The organism is Segatella copri (assembly GCF_026015465.1).
GTDB classification, from domain to species: domain Bacteria; phylum Bacteroidota; class Bacteroidia; order Bacteroidales; family Bacteroidaceae; genus Prevotella; species Prevotella copri_E.
The window spans coordinates 526,434-543,352 of sequence record NZ_JAPDUQ010000001.1 but is presented as its reverse complement, the minus strand read 5'-3'; the positions used below and the strand labels follow the sequence as shown (position 1 = coordinate 543,352).

General features: G+C 41.9%; 27 protein-coding genes and 1 pseudogene. 2 read left to right on the top strand and 26 right to left on the bottom strand.

What is annotated here, in order from left to right:
* Nucleotides 1-58: 58 nt before the first annotated feature.
* From ONT08_RS02430 to ONT08_RS02360, 15 genes and pseudogenes are all read right to left on the bottom strand, one after another.
* Entirely contained in the window at nucleotides 59-523 is a 465-nt protein-coding gene (locus ONT08_RS02430; protein ID WP_264959158.1) for an S-ribosylhomocysteine lyase, read from the bottom strand.
* Entirely contained in the window at nucleotides 507-1,151 is a 645-nt protein-coding gene (gene mtnN, locus ONT08_RS02425) for a 5'-methylthioadenosine/S-adenosylhomocysteine nucleosidase (protein ID WP_218483499.1), read from the bottom strand. Before mtnN ends, ONT08_RS02430 begins: the two co-directional genes overlap by 17 nt.
* Nucleotides 1,148-1,447 carry a hypothetical protein gene (locus ONT08_RS02420; RefSeq protein ID WP_153079980.1) on the bottom strand — a complete coding sequence of 100 codons (300 nt, stop codon included), beginning with the start codon at nucleotides 1,445-1,447 and terminating at the stop codon, nucleotides 1,148-1,150. The genes mtnN and ONT08_RS02420 overlap by 4 nt, the downstream gene beginning before the upstream one ends.
* Nucleotides 1,447-1,632: a hypothetical protein gene (locus ONT08_RS02415; RefSeq protein ID WP_264959157.1), complete on the bottom strand. Its 186-nt coding sequence runs from the start codon at nucleotides 1,630-1,632 to the stop codon at nucleotides 1,447-1,449. Before ONT08_RS02415 ends, ONT08_RS02420 begins: the two co-directional genes overlap by 1 nt.
* Nucleotides 1,619-1,861, bottom strand: coding sequence for a hypothetical protein (locus ONT08_RS02410; RefSeq protein WP_264959156.1), 243 nt, complete (start codon nucleotides 1,859-1,861; stop codon nucleotides 1,619-1,621). Before ONT08_RS02410 ends, ONT08_RS02415 begins: the two co-directional genes overlap by 14 nt.
* Before the next feature lies 1 nt (nucleotide 1,862).
* A complete protein-coding gene (locus ONT08_RS02405; RefSeq protein ID WP_264959155.1) occupies nucleotides 1,863-2,261 on the bottom strand; it encodes a hypothetical protein in 399 nt (132 codons plus the stop codon).
* A gap of 2 nt (nucleotides 2,262-2,263) precedes the next feature.
* Nucleotides 2,264-2,575: a hypothetical protein gene (locus ONT08_RS02400; RefSeq protein WP_264959154.1), complete on the bottom strand. Its 312-nt coding sequence runs from the start codon at nucleotides 2,573-2,575 to the stop codon at nucleotides 2,264-2,266.
* A 13-nt stretch (nucleotides 2,576-2,588) separates the two neighbouring features.
* Complete coding sequence (locus tag ONT08_RS02395) at nucleotides 2,589-2,960, bottom strand: hypothetical protein (RefSeq protein ID WP_264959153.1); 372 nt, start codon at nucleotides 2,958-2,960, stop codon at nucleotides 2,589-2,591.
* Nucleotides 2,961-2,963: 3 nt separating this feature from the next.
* Nucleotides 2,964-3,233 (bottom strand): hypothetical protein, encoded by a 270-nt coding sequence (locus ONT08_RS02390; protein WP_153092552.1) that lies wholly within the window; start codon nucleotides 3,231-3,233, stop codon nucleotides 2,964-2,966.
* On the bottom strand, nucleotides 3,230-3,550 hold the full coding sequence (locus ONT08_RS02385; RefSeq protein WP_264959150.1) for a hypothetical protein: 321 nt from the start codon (nucleotides 3,548-3,550) through the stop codon (nucleotides 3,230-3,232). The genes ONT08_RS02390 and ONT08_RS02385 overlap by 4 nt, the downstream gene beginning before the upstream one ends.
* Before the next feature lie 240 nt (nucleotides 3,551-3,790).
* Nucleotides 3,791-3,997 (bottom strand): annotated as a pseudogene (locus ONT08_RS02380) (YopX family protein); the annotation flags it as partial.
* A 316-nt stretch (nucleotides 3,998-4,313) separates the two neighbouring features.
* Complete coding sequence (locus ONT08_RS02375) at nucleotides 4,314-4,553, bottom strand: hypothetical protein (RefSeq protein ID WP_264959145.1); 240 nt, start codon at nucleotides 4,551-4,553, stop codon at nucleotides 4,314-4,316.
* 4 nt (nucleotides 4,554-4,557) lie between these two features.
* Nucleotides 4,558-4,998, bottom strand: coding sequence for a hypothetical protein (locus ONT08_RS02370; protein WP_264959143.1), 441 nt, complete (start codon nucleotides 4,996-4,998; stop codon nucleotides 4,558-4,560).
* Between the two features lie 132 nt (nucleotides 4,999-5,130).
* The gene (locus tag ONT08_RS02365; RefSeq protein WP_264959141.1) at nucleotides 5,131-5,511 is read right to left on the bottom strand and encodes a hypothetical protein; all 381 of its coding nucleotides are present in this window, start codon (nucleotides 5,509-5,511) and stop codon (nucleotides 5,131-5,133) included.
* Nucleotides 5,512-5,513: 2 nt separating this feature from the next.
* Nucleotides 5,514-5,942, bottom strand: a complete 429-nt coding sequence (locus ONT08_RS02360; RefSeq protein WP_264959139.1) for a hypothetical protein — start codon at nucleotides 5,940-5,942, stop codon at nucleotides 5,514-5,516.
* A gap of 198 nt (nucleotides 5,943-6,140) precedes the next feature.
* Between ONT08_RS02360 and ONT08_RS02355 the strand changes: the two genes are divergently transcribed.
* Nucleotides 6,141-7,556: a phage portal protein gene (locus ONT08_RS02355; protein ID WP_264959137.1), complete on the top strand. Its 1,416-nt coding sequence runs from the start codon at nucleotides 6,141-6,143 to the stop codon at nucleotides 7,554-7,556.
* 174 nt (nucleotides 7,557-7,730) lie between these two features.
* Nucleotides 7,731-9,299, top strand: a complete 1,569-nt coding sequence (locus tag ONT08_RS02350; protein ID WP_264959134.1) for a hypothetical protein — start codon at nucleotides 7,731-7,733, stop codon at nucleotides 9,297-9,299.
* A 175-nt stretch (nucleotides 9,300-9,474) separates the two neighbouring features.
* On the opposite strand, the gene ONT08_RS02345 is transcribed toward ONT08_RS02350, so the two are convergent.
* The 11 genes from ONT08_RS02345 to ONT08_RS02295 all read right to left on the bottom strand — a co-directional run bounded on the left by ONT08_RS02345 (nucleotide 9,475) and on the right by ONT08_RS02295 (nucleotide 16,914).
* Entirely contained in the window at nucleotides 9,475-10,179 is a 705-nt protein-coding gene (locus tag ONT08_RS02345; RefSeq protein WP_264959132.1) for a phage antirepressor KilAC domain-containing protein, read from the bottom strand.
* Between the two features lie 260 nt (nucleotides 10,180-10,439).
* On the bottom strand, nucleotides 10,440-11,219 hold the full coding sequence (locus tag ONT08_RS02340; RefSeq protein ID WP_264959130.1) for a hypothetical protein: 780 nt from the start codon (nucleotides 11,217-11,219) through the stop codon (nucleotides 10,440-10,442).
* Nucleotides 11,220-11,319: 100 nt separating this feature from the next.
* Nucleotides 11,320-11,886 (bottom strand): hypothetical protein, encoded by a 567-nt coding sequence (locus ONT08_RS02335; RefSeq protein WP_153119609.1) that lies wholly within the window; start codon nucleotides 11,884-11,886, stop codon nucleotides 11,320-11,322.
* Nucleotides 11,887-11,888: 2 nt separating this feature from the next.
* Complete coding sequence (locus ONT08_RS02330) at nucleotides 11,889-12,044, bottom strand: hypothetical protein (protein ID WP_153079949.1); 156 nt, start codon at nucleotides 12,042-12,044, stop codon at nucleotides 11,889-11,891.
* Complete coding sequence (locus ONT08_RS02325; RefSeq protein WP_264959126.1) at nucleotides 12,044-12,838, bottom strand: ATP-dependent DNA ligase; 795 nt, start codon at nucleotides 12,836-12,838, stop codon at nucleotides 12,044-12,046. The genes ONT08_RS02330 and ONT08_RS02325 overlap by 1 nt, the downstream gene beginning before the upstream one ends.
* Nucleotides 12,839-13,199: 361 nt before the next feature.
* A complete protein-coding gene (locus tag ONT08_RS02320) occupies nucleotides 13,200-13,382 on the bottom strand; it encodes a hypothetical protein (RefSeq protein ID WP_153079945.1) in 183 nt (60 codons plus the stop codon).
* Nucleotide 13,383: 1 nt separating this feature from the next.
* Nucleotides 13,384-13,656: a DUF3846 domain-containing protein gene (locus ONT08_RS02315; RefSeq protein ID WP_228115041.1), complete on the bottom strand. Its 273-nt coding sequence runs from the start codon at nucleotides 13,654-13,656 to the stop codon at nucleotides 13,384-13,386.
* Between the two features lie 165 nt (nucleotides 13,657-13,821).
* The gene (locus ONT08_RS02310; RefSeq protein ID WP_254963325.1) at nucleotides 13,822-14,073 is read right to left on the bottom strand and encodes a hypothetical protein; all 252 of its coding nucleotides are present in this window, start codon (nucleotides 14,071-14,073) and stop codon (nucleotides 13,822-13,824) included.
* 222 nt (nucleotides 14,074-14,295) lie between these two features.
* A complete protein-coding gene (gene terL, locus ONT08_RS02305; RefSeq protein ID WP_228115040.1) occupies nucleotides 14,296-15,774 on the bottom strand; it encodes a phage terminase large subunit in 1,479 nt (492 codons plus the stop codon).
* Nucleotides 15,764-16,300: a terminase small subunit gene (locus tag ONT08_RS02300; protein WP_153079943.1), complete on the bottom strand. Its 537-nt coding sequence runs from the start codon at nucleotides 16,298-16,300 to the stop codon at nucleotides 15,764-15,766. The genes terL and ONT08_RS02300 overlap by 11 nt, the downstream gene beginning before the upstream one ends.
* Nucleotides 16,297-16,914 carry a ParB N-terminal domain-containing protein gene (locus ONT08_RS02295; RefSeq protein WP_153079942.1) on the bottom strand — a complete coding sequence of 206 codons (618 nt, stop codon included), beginning with the start codon at nucleotides 16,912-16,914 and terminating at the stop codon, nucleotides 16,297-16,299. Before ONT08_RS02295 ends, ONT08_RS02300 begins: the two co-directional genes overlap by 4 nt.
* Nucleotides 16,915-16,919: the final 5 nt, after the last annotated feature.

The window sequence follows — 16,919 nt, the reverse complement described above, 5'->3', positions numbered from 1 at the left end:
AAATATTTTGCAAGGAAATATACTTAATGATTAAATACTTTATGGTTACATATAAATATTAATCTGGATAATTGAGCTTATCCGGTCCAGCTGTGGATAGATATACGGAGAACATATCACATAGCTCTTTTGCTCCTTTTAAGTCGTTGAGCTTGTAATTACCGCATTCCACTTCTGATGCACCTGGAATCGTCTTTGATAGCGAACAAGCCTTGAAGGCTTCTACTATCATTTCCTTTATGAGCTTTGAAGTCCACGTACCTTTAAGGATAAGATAGAAACCTGTAAGACAACCCATCGGTCCAAAATACAGAACGGAATTGCTAAAAGGACTATCATTGCGTAGGTAGTCCGCCATCAAATGCTCTATTGTGTGCGCGACAGCAGGTGACATCATATCTTTGTTTGGCTTGCACACGCGAATATCGAATGTGGTAGCAGTCTCCATGCCCCATTTATCTACTCTCGAAACATAAAGACCTGGCTTCAGTTTCGTATGATCAACTTTAAAACTTGGTATCATTCTCTAATAATTTACAAACAACACTAAATGCCTTTTCGGCAAGACTATCCCAAAAACCTGCATACTGCTCGGTCTGGTTCGGCTCCAGGGGATTATCGCTAATAACTCGGATGGACGTAAAACCAATACCCTTCTTGTAGCATACCTGCGCGAGGGCAGCAGACTCCATGTCAATAGCACATACGTTATAAGAATTAGGAAGAAACTCCTTAATTGCCAATACCTGCTCCCTCGTAGTGACAAACTTATCTCCCGTAGCTATGGTTCCTAATCTGAATCTTTCATCCATATCAATCCAAGAGAAATCAGAAGGAAAGACTGCCGGCATACCTTGAACTTGCCCGTTGGCATTCGGTTCGCCACAATATACATCGTGGTAGCAGTACGAATTGCCAATCACGACATTACCAGGTTTCAATCCTGCAACGGCAGCACCGGCACATCCTACCGATATAACTCTTGTAACAACGTCATTTGCGACAGAAGAGAGAAAATCGGTTAAACCGATAGCAGCATTTACCTTTCCTATTCCCGTCTTAAACAAAACCGTGTTTTGCATATCCGACTTCATAAGCCATTCTCTGATAAGGTCGTATTCCTTATCCATAGCGGTAACTATGACAATCATTGCGCACCTCCTTTCGTTAGCTTAAGCTTCTTGCAACGGTTGTAAATAGCGTTCTCGTCCACGCCAATCTTGGTAGCAATGGCTTTTACCGGGTACTTGCCATACATTCTGCGAATGATGAAATCCTCGTCAGCAGTAAACACGTGGCTCTTGCTGATGCCCATTTCCTTCATCTTTCGATGGATGGCCCAATAATTACGATTGAGCTGCTTTGCAATCTCCGTTGTCGTCATCACCAAAGCGTTAACCTTGATGAACTCAATCTCTTCTGCACTAAAATGTTTTCCTCTACTCATTATTTTACATTTGGGTTCATTAAGCCGCCCAAGGCTTTCTTTCTCTTTCTGTTATATCTTCTGTTTGCAGCAATCCTTTCAGCGTTCTCTTTACGATAGACTTCCATTCTTGCCAATAAATGTTCCTTATGCTCCTGGTAGTACCTTCTATGGTACTCCCTGATATCCTCCTCACTTCTCGCCATGAACCTTGTCTTTTATAAGTTCATACAGTGATGGGCTGAGTGTGCTCCATTGATCATTCTCGTCTTTCACGAGATAGAATCCATCAGGGACATAGAACTCTCGATTTTTCAACCTAACTATCAACGTCTGCTTCTTGCGGTCTCCGCTGATAGTCTTTACTAACTCTGAAACGTCCGGGCATTCCCATAATTCTTGAATGTTCTCGGAAGATACTTTAATTGCAATCATATCACTTGAACTTAATAATGAAAAACTCATGGTCCAACCACCTGCCTGGGCAAAGACCTTTCTTCGGCTTGCCGATGGTTATACTCTCAATCTCCTTTTCTACCTTTGGGCTATCGTCATAGTAGCCGTTCTTGAAGAGAACGTGAGTGAATGGTACGAACTTCATTGTACCATTATTCAGTTTCTCCTTGATAGCATTGATGTCTATAAGCATTTCAAATGTCTTACCGATATGAAGCTTATCATACTTATCGAAATCTTTGAATTTCTCATCCTTGATAAGGAGAAGGCGACTCATCCAAAAATCTTTAATTACCCGATACTCTTCATTCTTTTCGCCCGACACTATCATATCGAACCATTCCTTGCTGACGGTGAGGGTCAATACTTCCTTTTCCATAATTAACCAATTTTCCCCTCAGTTCTTATTACAAAGAAATCGTTACCAATTTCTTTTCTTCTATTTAACTCTTTGCAAAGTACAGATGTATCAGCAAGATTGATATGCTGATTTACATACTTCTCCTTATCTGTGAAGGTAAGAAGAGTTTCATCGGGGGTATTTACTTCCACTATATTCTCTACACTTTCCGAAAGAGATTTGATTTCTCCATGGATAAAGTCATACACATTTTTGTCGATAACTTTCTGTCTTGTCAGAGTTTCAACTGCTGTTTGAATCTTGAAGATTGATTTTTGCATTTCTTGTTTCATAATCATATTTTGTTTATTTTAGATGAACAACAAAGTTTTTTGGCTTAAACTTGACAAAGCCATTATCATTTTTCGTTTGAGTAGTCTCAATACTGAAACCTGCGCAATCCTTAACGAGAACTCTTATTTGAGAACCAACCTTACAGGAAAGCTGAACATAATCAACTTTCTTAAAGTAATGTTCGATAGTGTACCCATACTGAATATGAGGTTTTCCATTACTATCTAATCTAGCCGTTAATTGGTCTAATCTTTCCTCCCTCTTTACACCATCGACTAATGTATGACACCAACGTGGAGTGCAAGGTAAACATACTAGTCCTACCTTGCCTTCTTTGATTTCATCAAACTCCTTCTCACCTACAGTAATATTCAAAAAAGTCATGTGCTAACCCTCCTTCTTATTTATCTTAGCTATGCGTTCGTTATAGGCTTCATAGTCCTCTTTACTAATCTCAGTAACGCCATGTATGATAGTTGTACCACAAACCATATCATCCTTGAATCGCTCTTCGACGTCAGTGATGAGGTTCATTAGAGGATAGAACTTAATATCCTCCTCTTCCCCTTTAACGGAGCTCGTAACTGAGGTATAGGCTAATTTGCCATCCTTACGTAGGAAGGCGGCTACTGCGTAATAATATCTTTCTTTTATCATAAGTCATATCTTTTTAGTTTATTTGCACTGCTTAGTATATCTCTAATTTCGAAATTGGTTTTGCCAGCCCACCTGGTAAGGTGATTCATTAGCTTGCGAGAATATCTTGCAGTAATCTTTTCAGCCTTTACGATACGATGGTCAACTCTGCCATAGCCACCACCTTTGCTAGCATAATACAAAGCCCATCTAGGCTCCCAGTATTGCTTAATCTTAGGCAGTTTTTTCGATACATTCAAACCATCCAATATCATCCTTATATAGCGAGGACTTCCGTAGCAACGCTTCATTATCTTCTTGGCTTGTCTAATCTTCATAGGCTACTTCTTTTTATTACAAGGGCAGCTCTCTGCGTGAATAACACAAACTCCGTGTTTCGTGTCCACTACCAGATAATCGTGCTCTTCTTCTGTGATTACAGATATACCAACTCTCTTTGCTGGTTTATTGATATTAGCCAATGAGCAAATGCCCTCACATATCAATGCACCAACAATCAGACACAAGACCAACCAAACGGCTGACTTGGTTAAGTCTAAAATCTTATTCTTCATACGCTACTTATCGAATTTGTTGCCGACAACTACCATATCTTCAGAATGGTAGTGAACTAAGAAATCTTGACCAAAGCAGAAAGCAGCAGCTTTACTATCCCAATTAATATCACCTCTTCTTTCCGCATTGTTATCTTTGTGCATAACTATATCCCCCTCATAGATAGGTGTTCCATTCTTGTCTTTCAGTCCTGTGAACATACAGACTGTTGAAGTGACAGTATCGGCGAATCGGTACCACTATAGCGCATGAATCGGTACCATCATAGCACTGCATTCGGTACCATCGTATCACTTGAATCGGTACCATCATAGCGCCCCAATCGGTACCAAAAAGATGTAAAGTTCTGCTCATGTATAATAATAACCGCCTATCTTTGCAGAAGAATTTTTAAATCTGTATAGATATGGCACAAAGTAATGTAAACATGAGCAAATTAAAACGTTCATTTCAAATGCTAGCGGCAAAAATACCGCAACGCACCATTTGCGAGCAACTCTATATTGTTTATCGGACATCATAGCCTTACCCTTTTACATAGTTGATTACATGCTCCTGTGCTTGCTCATGCAAGTTGTCAAAAGCGTCTTCTATAACTTTGGCTGTCTGATTTCCATTAAGGTTCTCCAGCATTTCGCCAACCACTTCTTCCATCGAGCCTATTGGTAAGGAACAGAACTTATCAACTAGAAAGCTCTTCTGCTCACTGATTGTCATATCATCGTACAAGTCCGATAAATCTACTTCAACTTTATAATCTGCCATAATTTTAATCGAAAATATGATGGTTCAACTTTCTCTTTCTGAGGTTTCTCTTGATCGTCTCCATATCCTTGTGGTCGTTAGTATGGTCCGCAAGAAGCTTGATGATTTCATAGATGTCATTTGCATTATCCTCCAGGTTGGCGCAAATATTCTCATCACCGAAGAAACTCTTATTAAAGGGTTTCAAATGGAAGTAGTACTTTTTGGCTGCATCCTGCATCTGAGTGTAGTGCATCTTCTGCTCTTGCTTGTACTGAACGCTTAACAGCCTAAACATGCCCTGTTCATCCTTGATGAGCTGATCCAATACATCTGTTACCATTGCAATCAAGCAGCCATTGACCTGCAGGCGTTGGATAATCTTTTCCTGCTTCAAGCCAGATGTTACACCAAGCTCTGAGAGTGTAACCTTCAAATCGTTTACTGTAACTTTCTCTTTTCCCATTGTCTTACTTTTAATTGTCAAACCATAAACCTGTATATCTCCATTCCCAGTGAAGACAAGTGTCATTAGGCTTCTTGCCTTCACTATAGCATATCTCGGAAGCTATACAATTACTACATATATGCTTCATAATCATGGAAGTTTAGATACCAAATAATCTATCTCCTTATCCGTAAGCTCCAAATCGTTCTTACGCTTAAACTTGATGATGGCATCTACTCCGACCTCGCCTTTAACCAACTGATAGATGGCATCCTCATCAAATCCCTTATCTAAGTCCTTGATAAGTTCCATCCCCAAATCATAGATTTTCTGTTGAATCTCCTTTTTAAGGTCTGCGTTAATTCGCTCTAAAGCTTCTGCTTTCTGATTAAATCCGCATCCGCCCTCAATGGCGAAATCGTTATTGATGTTCTGACACATCTGGTCAATGTCCTTGCTACCGAAGAACTGAGCGAAATAGGTATCACCCTTCAAGGACTGTAGAATATCGATTTCTTCTTGCTTTGTCATAACTAATCCTCCTTGTCTAACTTATCGTACTCCTTACGTAGCTCTGCAATCTTATTTGCAAAGAAAACCATTGTCTCTTTCAAAAGCGAAAGCATGTCTTTATGATTGAGTATGTCGCCAACTGCTGTATAGTACTTAAGGTTTTCGTTTGTTTCCAGAAGGTCAAAGCTGCCGAAGCTTGCTACATTGGTGTTAAATGACTCTTCCTGGAAGTTACCTACCTTTGCTTGGTAGCGAATCACCATCATGTCTCTTCCTACTCCTTTCAAATTCAAATGAGCGATAAGTGACTTGTAGCCTACGTCAACGCCCTCTACCTCCCAATCAGGACAAACAGAAATAATGTCTCTGATTTTCTTTGTGGCTGACTCGAACGCATTCTTAATGTTCTTTCTAACCTCTTCCTTCTTTGTCTCGACTGAATTATTCATAATCTTTATAATTTTAATTGGTTCAACTTATAAGGTAGGCTCTGAATAGTCAAAACTACTACCTTTTATCTATATGCAAAGGTACGAAAATTTTCTGATATATGCAAATTTACCAACGATTATTTTAGTTAAAAATACTAAAACCATTAAATATATGCGAATATATCCGTAATTTTGCCAAATCAAACTTCGAAGATTATGATAGATTTTAATGAACTTTTTAAAAGAAATGACGTTGGCAGCATCATAGGAGAGCTGAAACAACGCGTGTTGGATATTCCACTTTGGAGTACCCTGTTATCTGAGTATGAGCCTATGCTCCATGAAATCGTAGAAGACCACGTAGGCAGACAGGACAGAACGCTTGATGACGGAATTGTAGAAAAGGCAGCTAGATTGCCTATCGGATTGGAGAAGCTTCTTACTAGAAGAATCTCTGAGTTCACAATGGCTATACCGGTCAAGCGTGTATATACGTATGATCAGGCTGACGAGGAACTGAAGACGATTGTTCGTGCCATCGAGAAAATCTACACCTGTGCACACATTGATGCCGTGAACATGCACAGAGCAAAGTGCTATTACGCCTCTTGTCAGATGTTCACACTTTGGTACACGCAGAAGAAGCCTAACAAGCTCTACGGGTTCGACAGTCAGTACAAACTGAAATGCAAGACATTCTCTCCAATGGACGGAGTTGACATCTATCCTTACTTTGATGAGTATGACGACTTGCTTGCTCTGTCATTCGAGTATAAGCGTAAGGTTACTGACACAGAGCACACCTTCTTCGAGACCTATACCGCAGACCATCATTACAAGTGGGACCTGTCTTCAGACGACGAAGAGTCCGGATGGAATTTGGTGGATGATAATGAGATTTCTATCGACAAGATTCCAGCCGTGTTCTGGTACCGGCACAAGCCATGCTGGGAAGGATTGAAACCTATCCGTGAGAATATCGAGTACACCATTTCCCGAAACAGCGATGTTGTGGCATACAATTCCGCTCCTGTCTTGAAGATTGCCGGTGCCATCGTTGGAATGGAGCGAAAGGGAGAGAGCAAGAGGGTGTATAGAGTCAGCGAAGACGGCGATGTTAGCTACGTGTCTTGGCAGCAGGCTATCGAGGCTCTTAAGTATCACGTTGACACTCTCGTCAAGCTTTTCTTCATGCAGTCTCAGATGCCGGACATCAGTTTCGAGAATATGAAGAGCCTTGGCAATATCGGCTATGATTCAAGAAAGACACTCCTCATGGATGCCCATCTTAAGATAGGAGAGGAGACTGGTGCCTGGATTGAAGGCTTCGAGAGAGAGGCCAACGTCATAAAGGCGTTCCTTTCCAAGATGAACACGAAATGGGCAGCTAGAATGGATGAGATTACTGTAGAGCACATTATCACTCCATTCATCCAGGAGGATGAGAATACCCAGATTGACAAATGGCTTAAGGCTAACGGCAACAAGCCTCTCGTCAGCCAGAAGGAATCTATTCAGCGTGCCGGTCTTTCCGATGATCCTGACAAGACTTTCAACGAGATTCAAGGAGAAGAGGAAGTAGAGGCCACAAGAACAGCAGCTTCTATGCCTAACTTATTCTCGGAGGAATAGCCATGAGAAAGAAGAAGGAAGAAGAGAAACTGCACTTTTGCCGTGAATGTGCTCATGCTACTGACTTTCATAGTATGAGCCTTAAAGGTCAGCCTATCCTAGCCAAATGCCCATATCAAGAATGGAGCGTTCTTCTCAACTGGGATTGCTGCAAACACTTTAAAATGAAATTGTATGAAAAAGCCAAAACTGCCTAATCAGAAAAAGGCATATAAAGACCTTGGCAAGAGACTGAACGCTTATACCAGGAAAATCATTTCCATCTATGAGACTCTTGCCAAGGAGTCCGCTAAAATCGCCACCTCCACCGACTTCGATGGGGATGGCGAGTTCTCTTTTGATGATTACCCTAGAACAGAAAGAAAGGTGAATGCCTTGCTGGATTACTATTCAAACAATATGCAGGCATTGGTCTATGATGGAATATCGGACGAATGGAAGAACAGTAACACGCTGCAGGACCTACTTGCCAAAAGGGTAATCGGTACCTTTACTAGGAAGATAGCGGACGCAAAGCAGAAAGCTTACTTTGAGCACAACAACGCAGCAAAGAAGGCTTTCATAGAGAGAAAGATTAAAGGTCTCGGTCTTTCAGAAAGAATATGGAACCAGAGAGCTGATGTAAAGGAGGCTCTGGAGAAATCTCTGTCTGTCGGCATAGAGAAGGGTATGAGTGCTGTTAAACTCAGCAAGAAGGTCAGTAAGTACCTTAATGATTATCCATCACTTGCCAAAGCCTATAAGAAGAAATATGGAAAAGCCATAACTATTCAGAACTGCGAGTACAGAAGCGTGCGCCTGGCACGTAACGAGATAAACATGGCCTACCGTTCTGCCGAGCAGGAAAGATGGGCTAGGATGGATTACATTAAAGGCAAAGAGATAAAGCCGAGTGGTAGCCATCCTAAGCATGATATGTGCAATGAATTAGCTGGTATTTATCCGTTGCCATTTGATTGGAATGGATGGCATGTAAATTGTATGTGCTATGCTATTCCTATCGTTATGAGCGAGGAAGAATATTGGAGCATAGGTCCTAAACGAAGAGTATCTGAGGTTCCTAAGCAGTTCAACGACTATATCAGCAGAAACGAATCAAAGATTCTGTCATCTAAGAGCATTCCTGTATTTCTCACAAACAACGAACAGTATATTACTTCTAGTATAGTCTTGAAAAGCGAAAGGGGAAAGCAATTCTTATCACTGAAAGGCGACAAGGAATATACAGATGTGGCAATGAACTCTAAAGGCGGTCTTAAGGCTACTCACGTCAAACACGAAAAGGCAGACGAGAACCAAGAGCCATGCCTGGGTAAAATGACTGGGTATGATCTGGAATATGAATTGAGAGACTTGGCTTACAATAACGGGCATAGTGTTATTTTATGTAAAGAGGGTGAAAGAATGCCTAATACTACCAGCCAATACAAATCTCTCGATATGATTTTTGATGGTGTGCGCATGGATATAAAATCTGTTTGTAGTTATACCTATAAATACAGAAATCAAATCAAGACCAAAAATAAACAGCTGAGTATTTGGAATGCTCAGCAGAATGACAATAGCAATACTGTTTGTCTTTATTTCCATGATAAGAAAATGTTCAAAGACGAAAGCGTTGTTGAGAGCTATAAAAATTTTGTTAATGTCGCTAAACAGAACAAACAGCCAATAGTTGCCAAGAATATAGTTTGCGTTATAAAAGATGGCGAAAAATTGGTAATAAAGAGATATTCTTTCTAAAAATGAAGCACTGAAACCATCCAAGGTCAAACAGGCCTCATGGGCGCCCCTGCCTGACTCAATTTGGGCTTAGGTTCCGGATGAATTTCAGTGCTTTTTATCTTTCTCCTTTACCGCTGCAAAGGTAATATTTTATTTTGGAAAATCCAAATCTTTTCTTGGAATTTTAATTGGTTCAAGCCCTCGCTGGTGCATTTAATGTCTTGTAAGCCTCGAAAGCCAATGTGCTCACGTGCTCGCTGATGGTGGTGGAGATTGTCATAATGTCTCCCATAAGGAGCATCGTCTCTCCCTTTCCGACCTCTGTGATGAGACTCAAAAGGCAGCTGATTTCATCCTTAAGCGTCTCGGCTTTCTTCATCAGCGGTGTTGGCGGCTCGACCTTGACCTCTTTCTTCTTCTCGCCAGATTGAGAAGCAATACACTTCTCAACAGCCTTCGGCACTCTCGGCTTCGGGAGGTTGCAGATGATGTTCTTCTCCTTCAATGCGAGAAGCCAGCGTCTGCCTCGCTCCGTCCAAAGAGGTCTTCTTGTGTACTTGCCCTTGATAAGGTGTGTAGTCACCTCAGTTAACTGATAGGTGGAGTAGGGACTTGTCAGCATCCACTCATAACCCTGGTTAAACGCAAGACCAACCTCCTTCAGCTCTTCGTACAACTTCTGTGCGCTGCCCATGCCCAACTCCTTCGCCATCTGCGTAGTGGAATAGACACCCTTTGTCATGTCGCACTTCTGCACTCTCTTGAAGCATTCATCGATTCTCTCCTGGAGATCACCGGTGATTTCCTTCTGTCTTGTTAACCACTCCTGGTCCTTTTTAACTTCGACCAGCATTTCCTTTGCGAACTCTTTCAAGCTCATGTCTGCGTTTGTTGCCATAAGATTTTCGTATTAAGCAACCATCAAGCTCATTTAATAAAGAAGGGCAGCCGCTTGTCACGCCCTCGAAAATCGCCTAAGAGAACCAGCGTCCCGGTTTTATCTCCTTGGCAGGTCGTAACGTTGCAGTTGCCCTTGTATGTAGTTGGCTCTTAGTCAATTTTACGACCTTCTTTCTATATGCAAAGGTACGAAAAAATCGGCAAATTACCAAATCTTTTAACCTAAATTACGAATTTAATTCGCTGTAAATCAACTGGTTACAAGCTATCTATATGTTTCTTGGCTTCAGCTAGTCCAACGCCCTTCTCATCCATATATAACTTAACAGCTTGAATAACTTTCTTCGATTGTACCATCTCTCTCAGCACAGAATCCAAATCGTCTTCTCGTGGCTGCTCGACATTGATTTCTGTTGGCTGAACTTTACCACCACATCTATCAACCTCATCGATAATTACGTTTACGATATCTGAAATTTCCTGTGCAATTTTAAGTCCATTCCTATAGATGTAGCCTTCAGTTCCGTTGCTCTTGATAGGCTTTCCTTCTACAGTCATGTTTCTTGCGTTGAAAGTGTTTATGAGTAATGAAGGAGAATTTACATCTCTAAGCAAAATCTTAACTTGAACCAGAGATACCACAGAAGCTTGCTTGCTTCCACCAGATAAGCCTCCGACTATAGCTCCTGCACTTCCAGCAACAGCTCCACCGACGATGGCTCCACCAATAGTGCGAATTGTTGATTTCTGATGAATCGTCTTTCCGTTATCTATCACCTCTACCTTAATAATGTCATTATAAGAAATGGTCTTTTGTGTGATATGATTTGAATAGAAAATCTTCTTTCTATTATTATCGATCATAAAGACAAATTGATTGTTTATACCAATGACTTTCTTTGTAGGTGTAAAGTCTGATACCGAATTGATTATTTCTTCAAGTTCCTTCCCTTGATTTTTTGTTTGGTTGCTCTTCCAACATACTTGAATGATTGCTGCGACAAATATAAGTATGACAATAAAGATAAATATTCCCATATGATGCGCCCGTCATGCCGGTAGCTAAGCTTTAGTTAATAATCCGTCTATCAGATTAATAACGCATCATATGGTACTTTATTGTGTTGAACCAAAAAAATCAGATTATTTTTTTGAGTGACTTTTCTCGCCCTGCATTCAGCTGGCGGTACTCATTGAAATCTTTGTAGTGCTCGACCTTACCGTAAAGCTTCGGGTGGTCCATCATATCGTTCAGCATTTCTTTACTAAACTCGGTGAATCCAAAATTATAGCCACTCTCACCACCTTGTATAGCACCACTTCCATGTGTTCGAGATGGCACGTATTGATATGTGAGACTTATTCCTCCCTCAGACGTATATTTTGCAAGCTGATAGGATAGAAACTTTCCATCCTTTCTTACTATGTAGCCATGTAACTGATTTATAGCAATAACACGATAGCCTAGTTTCTTAATTTCCTCCAGTCTGTTTTTCATAAGCAAAGAACTCCATTCCGACACATATAAAGGCTTTCTAACGTTCACGTCGTGAAAGTTCTGAATGAACACATCAAGCTTTTCACAATCCCAATCTCTTGGATAAGTTATGTTGACACATCTTCGCAAGTCTCTTTTGTAATTAATCAGGACGAAAGTTTCTGTCTTAGACTCATACTTTCTTTTTAGCTTAACCTCTAACTCCATAGTTATTTCTTCTTGAATTTATAGTTTGGGCAGCTTCTCTTGTTTCCCATCGCAAGCAGTACCGGGAACAGCAGACCGTGCCTGCAACCATTTCCGTGCTCGTCAGCAGCCTCGCAAGAGAAGCAGCCGTAATACTCGTTAATATTTAATGCTGCCATTATTCGTAATCCCTAATGTTCAACAATACTGGAAATCTCGGTACTCCAGCGTCAGAATACCCTTGATGCTGAACAGTCGCCGCCATACCTATCAACTCGTCCTTATCGGCTAAGTATTGAGCTCTGAGTGACCTTGAACCTACCGGGCGGGCACAGAACTCGTACTCTCCACACTTCAGTTTGAATATAGCGGTACCTGCATCATTGCCCTCCGCTTCCAAAACATCGACCACCTTGAACTCTGTCGTGTCGAACGATTTCAGCTTCATAAGGTCATTGCTTCTGCCCTCGGTATATGTTCCATCTGCATTTCTGATAATAGCACCCTCGTAACCAGTGGAAACGAATATCTTGTGCCATCGCTTGATGTCCTTCTCTGAATGGGCAACGAAAGTCTGCGTAAGGTACAACGGTCCGTTTGGATCAATGGAAGCAAACTCCTCCTGCAGAACTTTCCATCTGGCAGCAAAGCTTCCTTGAATCTGTGTATCGTAGATAACCATACGTAGCTTGTCAGTCATGGCAGAATGGCACTTGACGGCAGAGCATATCTGTTGGAAGGTCAATTCCTGGTGGTTGTATATCTCCCCATCCAAAGGAAGCATACCGCGGTGTTTCTCTCCCCAAGCCTTAATCTGAGGAACATCATACTCCTTACCACCTCTCGATGTGAGGTGAACCTCGCCACCTTCTCCTTCATGAAGTATGCAGCGAACTCCGTCATACTTAGGCTGGACGAAGCAAGGAAACTTCGTCTGTGACGGATAATATCTTGTTGCTAACATTGGTTTCATACGCTACTTAATATCTGAGGTAATTTTAATTCTCAATGGAGTACCATTCACTCTGTGCGTGACGAAAGACTCCAGGTCCGTATAGAAGCTACTATAGCACTCTACACTAGAGCTTTCTACTTCAATGGTGATAATCTTTTTCATAGCCATTTCCCGTATCTCCTGTGAATCTCATCGTAAATGTAGGCTCCGCTCGTATGCGAAGCACTGAACATTAAGATGATGTCGTTATCTACCTTAATTTGATTTGTCCTGACAACCTTATCGTTCTTGACGTGGTCGCAAAAGACCGTGTTGCAGGAGTGATATAGGCGCATCGTGCGCCCATATCTGTCTGTTCCAATATCCTCTTTATACATAGCTAGTCCTCCAAATCTACATCAAAAGCAGCCTCAATAACATCCTTGATGTCCTCTGTGAAACCGCAAATTCCGTTATACTCCAGCCAATGATCCAGCAACTCCGTGTTAGTCATTTCAGCTACTTCACTCTCACTACACTCTGCCTCTTCTACAAGGTACTTCATCAAATCATTCTTATCCATATTACTTGATTTTATTGATGTCACAAACTAATACATTACCTACTATAACGTCTCTAATCCCTGCTATGTTCACAAGCATTGTGGCGTTCTCGTTCTGAGGAAGGTCGTAAACCTTGCCTTCCTCATTAACTACCATTACCTGCGACTTGCTGAGTCGGACCAACTCGATGTGTCCACCTACAAATCCCCTCAACTCCTCCAATGAGAAATCCGTTCCGTTGGATGGCTCCACATTCTTCTGGGCACCATCCGTGAATATTACTGTTGACAACATAGGCTAATCATTCTCTTTGCATTGTTAATAGAATAAGTCTGCGTCTTGCCGTCGATATAGACGTATCTCTGACCGAACATATCCTCAAAAACCTGGATAATGTGCTTCTTGTATTTGAGAAGCTTTGTTTCAAAAAGACCACTCATAGCAGTTCCTCCTCCTATATTAAGCGATGGTGGTCTCGTACAACTTCTTGGTTGCCTCGAACACCTCTTCTCCCTGGAACATTCCGCAGTCTGCACTCTCGAAGCCCCAGTCCTCTGCGTCTCCGTCAAATATACCATATGCTGAAACTCGGAACAATGTAGGTGCAACTGAAACTACATTGATTGCCATCTTGCCAGATGCTATTCTCATTAGCTCTGAAACCTCATTAACTGTCATTTCATCAAAGCGAGCATAAACTAAATTCTTCATAATCTTTATAATTTTAATTGGTTCAACTTATAAGGTAGGCTCTGAATAGTCAAAACTACTACCTTTTATCTATATGCAAAGGTACGAAAATTTTCTGATATATGCAAATATACTAACAGCTTTTTTAGTTAAAAATACCAAATTGCGATACGTTGATATTCAAATAGTTAAAGCGCCTACTCTTACGAGCAAACGCCTAGCTAACATGGTTTAAAAAAGAAATTACAAGAAACCGCCACGTCTGAGCTGTGCATCGGTAGCATTGTTAAGCCACTCCTCACACTTCTCTATGATGCCCGTACAAGCGTCCGGCGCATCATCGTGGGCGTTATATCCTTCCTTTCTGTAGGATTTCATATCGTGGGCGAACTCCGGCCACAACTGTTCCCAATTAGAAGGGAAGACTAGTTTATTGTTTACCTCGCTGGAGCGAGTGAATATTCTAATCTGTTTGTTCTTCGATTGCGTGAACGTTACGAACTGGGTAATTCTGTTTCCGTGTTCCCTTGTTATGCGCTCGACATTGCGGGCGTAAGAGCGTCCACCATTGTTACTTTCAACGAAACACACGTCTGTCTGATTGCGCTTAACCATATTGGCTTGCGCTGGTTCCGTGTATTCCATCGGTCGCTTAGTGTATAGAACATCGGTAACATAGTAGCCGTCATCGTGTGCATCGAAGCATATAGAGCAAAGGAAGTCGAAACCGGTATCTGCCGAGTCTGTGTAGTTGCCAATCATTCTTGCATACCTTCTGTCCGGCAGCTCATCGTATGTTCTGAAGGCATGGTACATAAGACCTTCCATAGGGGTAGGGTTCTGCATGTACTGTGTCTCAAATACGAACTCGCTGGCATGCTTGATTTTATACAGCTCCTCCAGCGTATGCTTCCACGGCCACAAGGCTCGCTCCTTTCCGTCCTCGTCTGTCTGTATTACCGGGAGGGAAACAACCTTCCACTCATTCGGCTCAATCTCTTGAAGGTAACCGCACAAGTCGTGCTCGTGCAACCTCTGCATGACGATGATAATTGGCGTATGACGTGAGTTTACACGGTTACGGATGGTTGTCTCGAAACGTCTGTTGATAGACTCTCTGACGTTATCGGACAAAGCATCGTCCGGTCGTAAAGGGTCATCGATAACTATGGCTCCCGAAAAGTGACCGGGGTTGAACGTAGCCATGAACTTATCCATGTTCTTTATGTCTTCTTCGGTCCAGTCTGGCTGACCTGCACCAAAACCTGTGATCTGACCCAAGGTAGATGTAGCATACTCACCACCACCTGCCGTTGTGCTCCATTTTGATCTTGTGTTATCGTTCTTTCTGATTTTGACATTCGGAAATAGTGTTTGAAAATATGTAGAAGTTATCGTGTCCTTGACTGCCATTGAGTTGTCCTGGACGAGACTTCCGGAATAAGATATATGAAGAAACTTTGAAGCAGGGTTCAGCGCAAGACCATATGCGATAAACATCTGTGAACACAAGAGTGTCTTTCCATAACGAGGGCTGATGTTGATAATCAGCTTGTTAGTCTTTCCCCTTATCACATCCATGAGCGCATCACATATAATCCTGTGATGTTCGCCTATTACATACTCACGTCGAGCAGTATAGGCGAACATCTTAGTAGTGAATTGCAGCAGGGACGATGCCACTAACTGCTTATGAAGAAAACGTTGTTTCTCAAAGTCCATTTATCTTCTGTAATTCTTTAATATCATCCAAGGACAGCTTAGGGAACTTGAAGTCCTCGCCATCCTTGCCGGTTACTTCTTGAATATGCTTATCTGCCAATCCGTTGAGCCTTGCAACAATACTGGAATCAAACTGATGAAGCATGGCGCCATCAATTTGCTGAGCCATCACGACATTCTCAATCTGTGTTATCACCTGCTCAAAGCCTGGTCTCTTAAGATTACCTCTCTTGAAATCCGCCCATTTCTGAACGATGCCACAGAAAGCACAAAATCCGACAAGGGTATAGGCTCTTCTGAAAACCCTTACCTCTTGTCTCATGGAATTTGTGGATTTGCCGCTGCCGCCTGCAATGGAGTTGCTACCAGTCTTTTGCTGCCAAGGGTCATTTTCAACATCATCACAGTAAGCTACAAACTTATCCCATAATTCCTGAGAAGACTTAATCTTGTATGGTCTTCCAACAGGATTGGGGATTCTATGTACGAAAGACTTTACTTTCGGCTGTGATGATTCATCTGTCATGGTTTCTTAACTTTTACTAGTTTACCGCAAGCGGAACAATTATACTCATAATACTCTGAAGGCTTGACCTGGATATTCTCCTCAACGCCCTTCATTTCCTCCTTGAACTTCTGGTCCTTCTGGGCTTCCGTTACGACCTTCTTAGCCGTATGGTTAGTCTCAGCCTTGGAAGGTGCGGCCGCAGGTTTCTGTTCCTTTGGCTTAGCGTTGAGTCCAAGCATACCGGCAATGCTCTCATCGAAAGCAAACTGAATGCTGTTAGGATCACCGAGATAGGAGAGCTCCTTGCGAAGCTTCTTCTCGTTCCAAGTGGCAAACTCGGACGTCTTGTCATCAGCGATTCTATACTGCTTAATCTGCTCATCAGTCAGATAGTCAACACGGATGCATGGAACCTTATCCATTCCCAATGCCTTAGCAGCCTTATACACACCGTTACCGGTTACAATCACGTTGTTCTTATCAACGGAAATAGGCTGAGTGATGCCGAAATCCTTGATGGACTGCATGATTGCCTGTACTGCCGTCTCGTCGGTCTTGTGCGAACCGTCATGAGGCACGATACTGTCAATAGGTAACTCAATTACCTTGTCATTAATCTTAATCTCTTCCATACCTG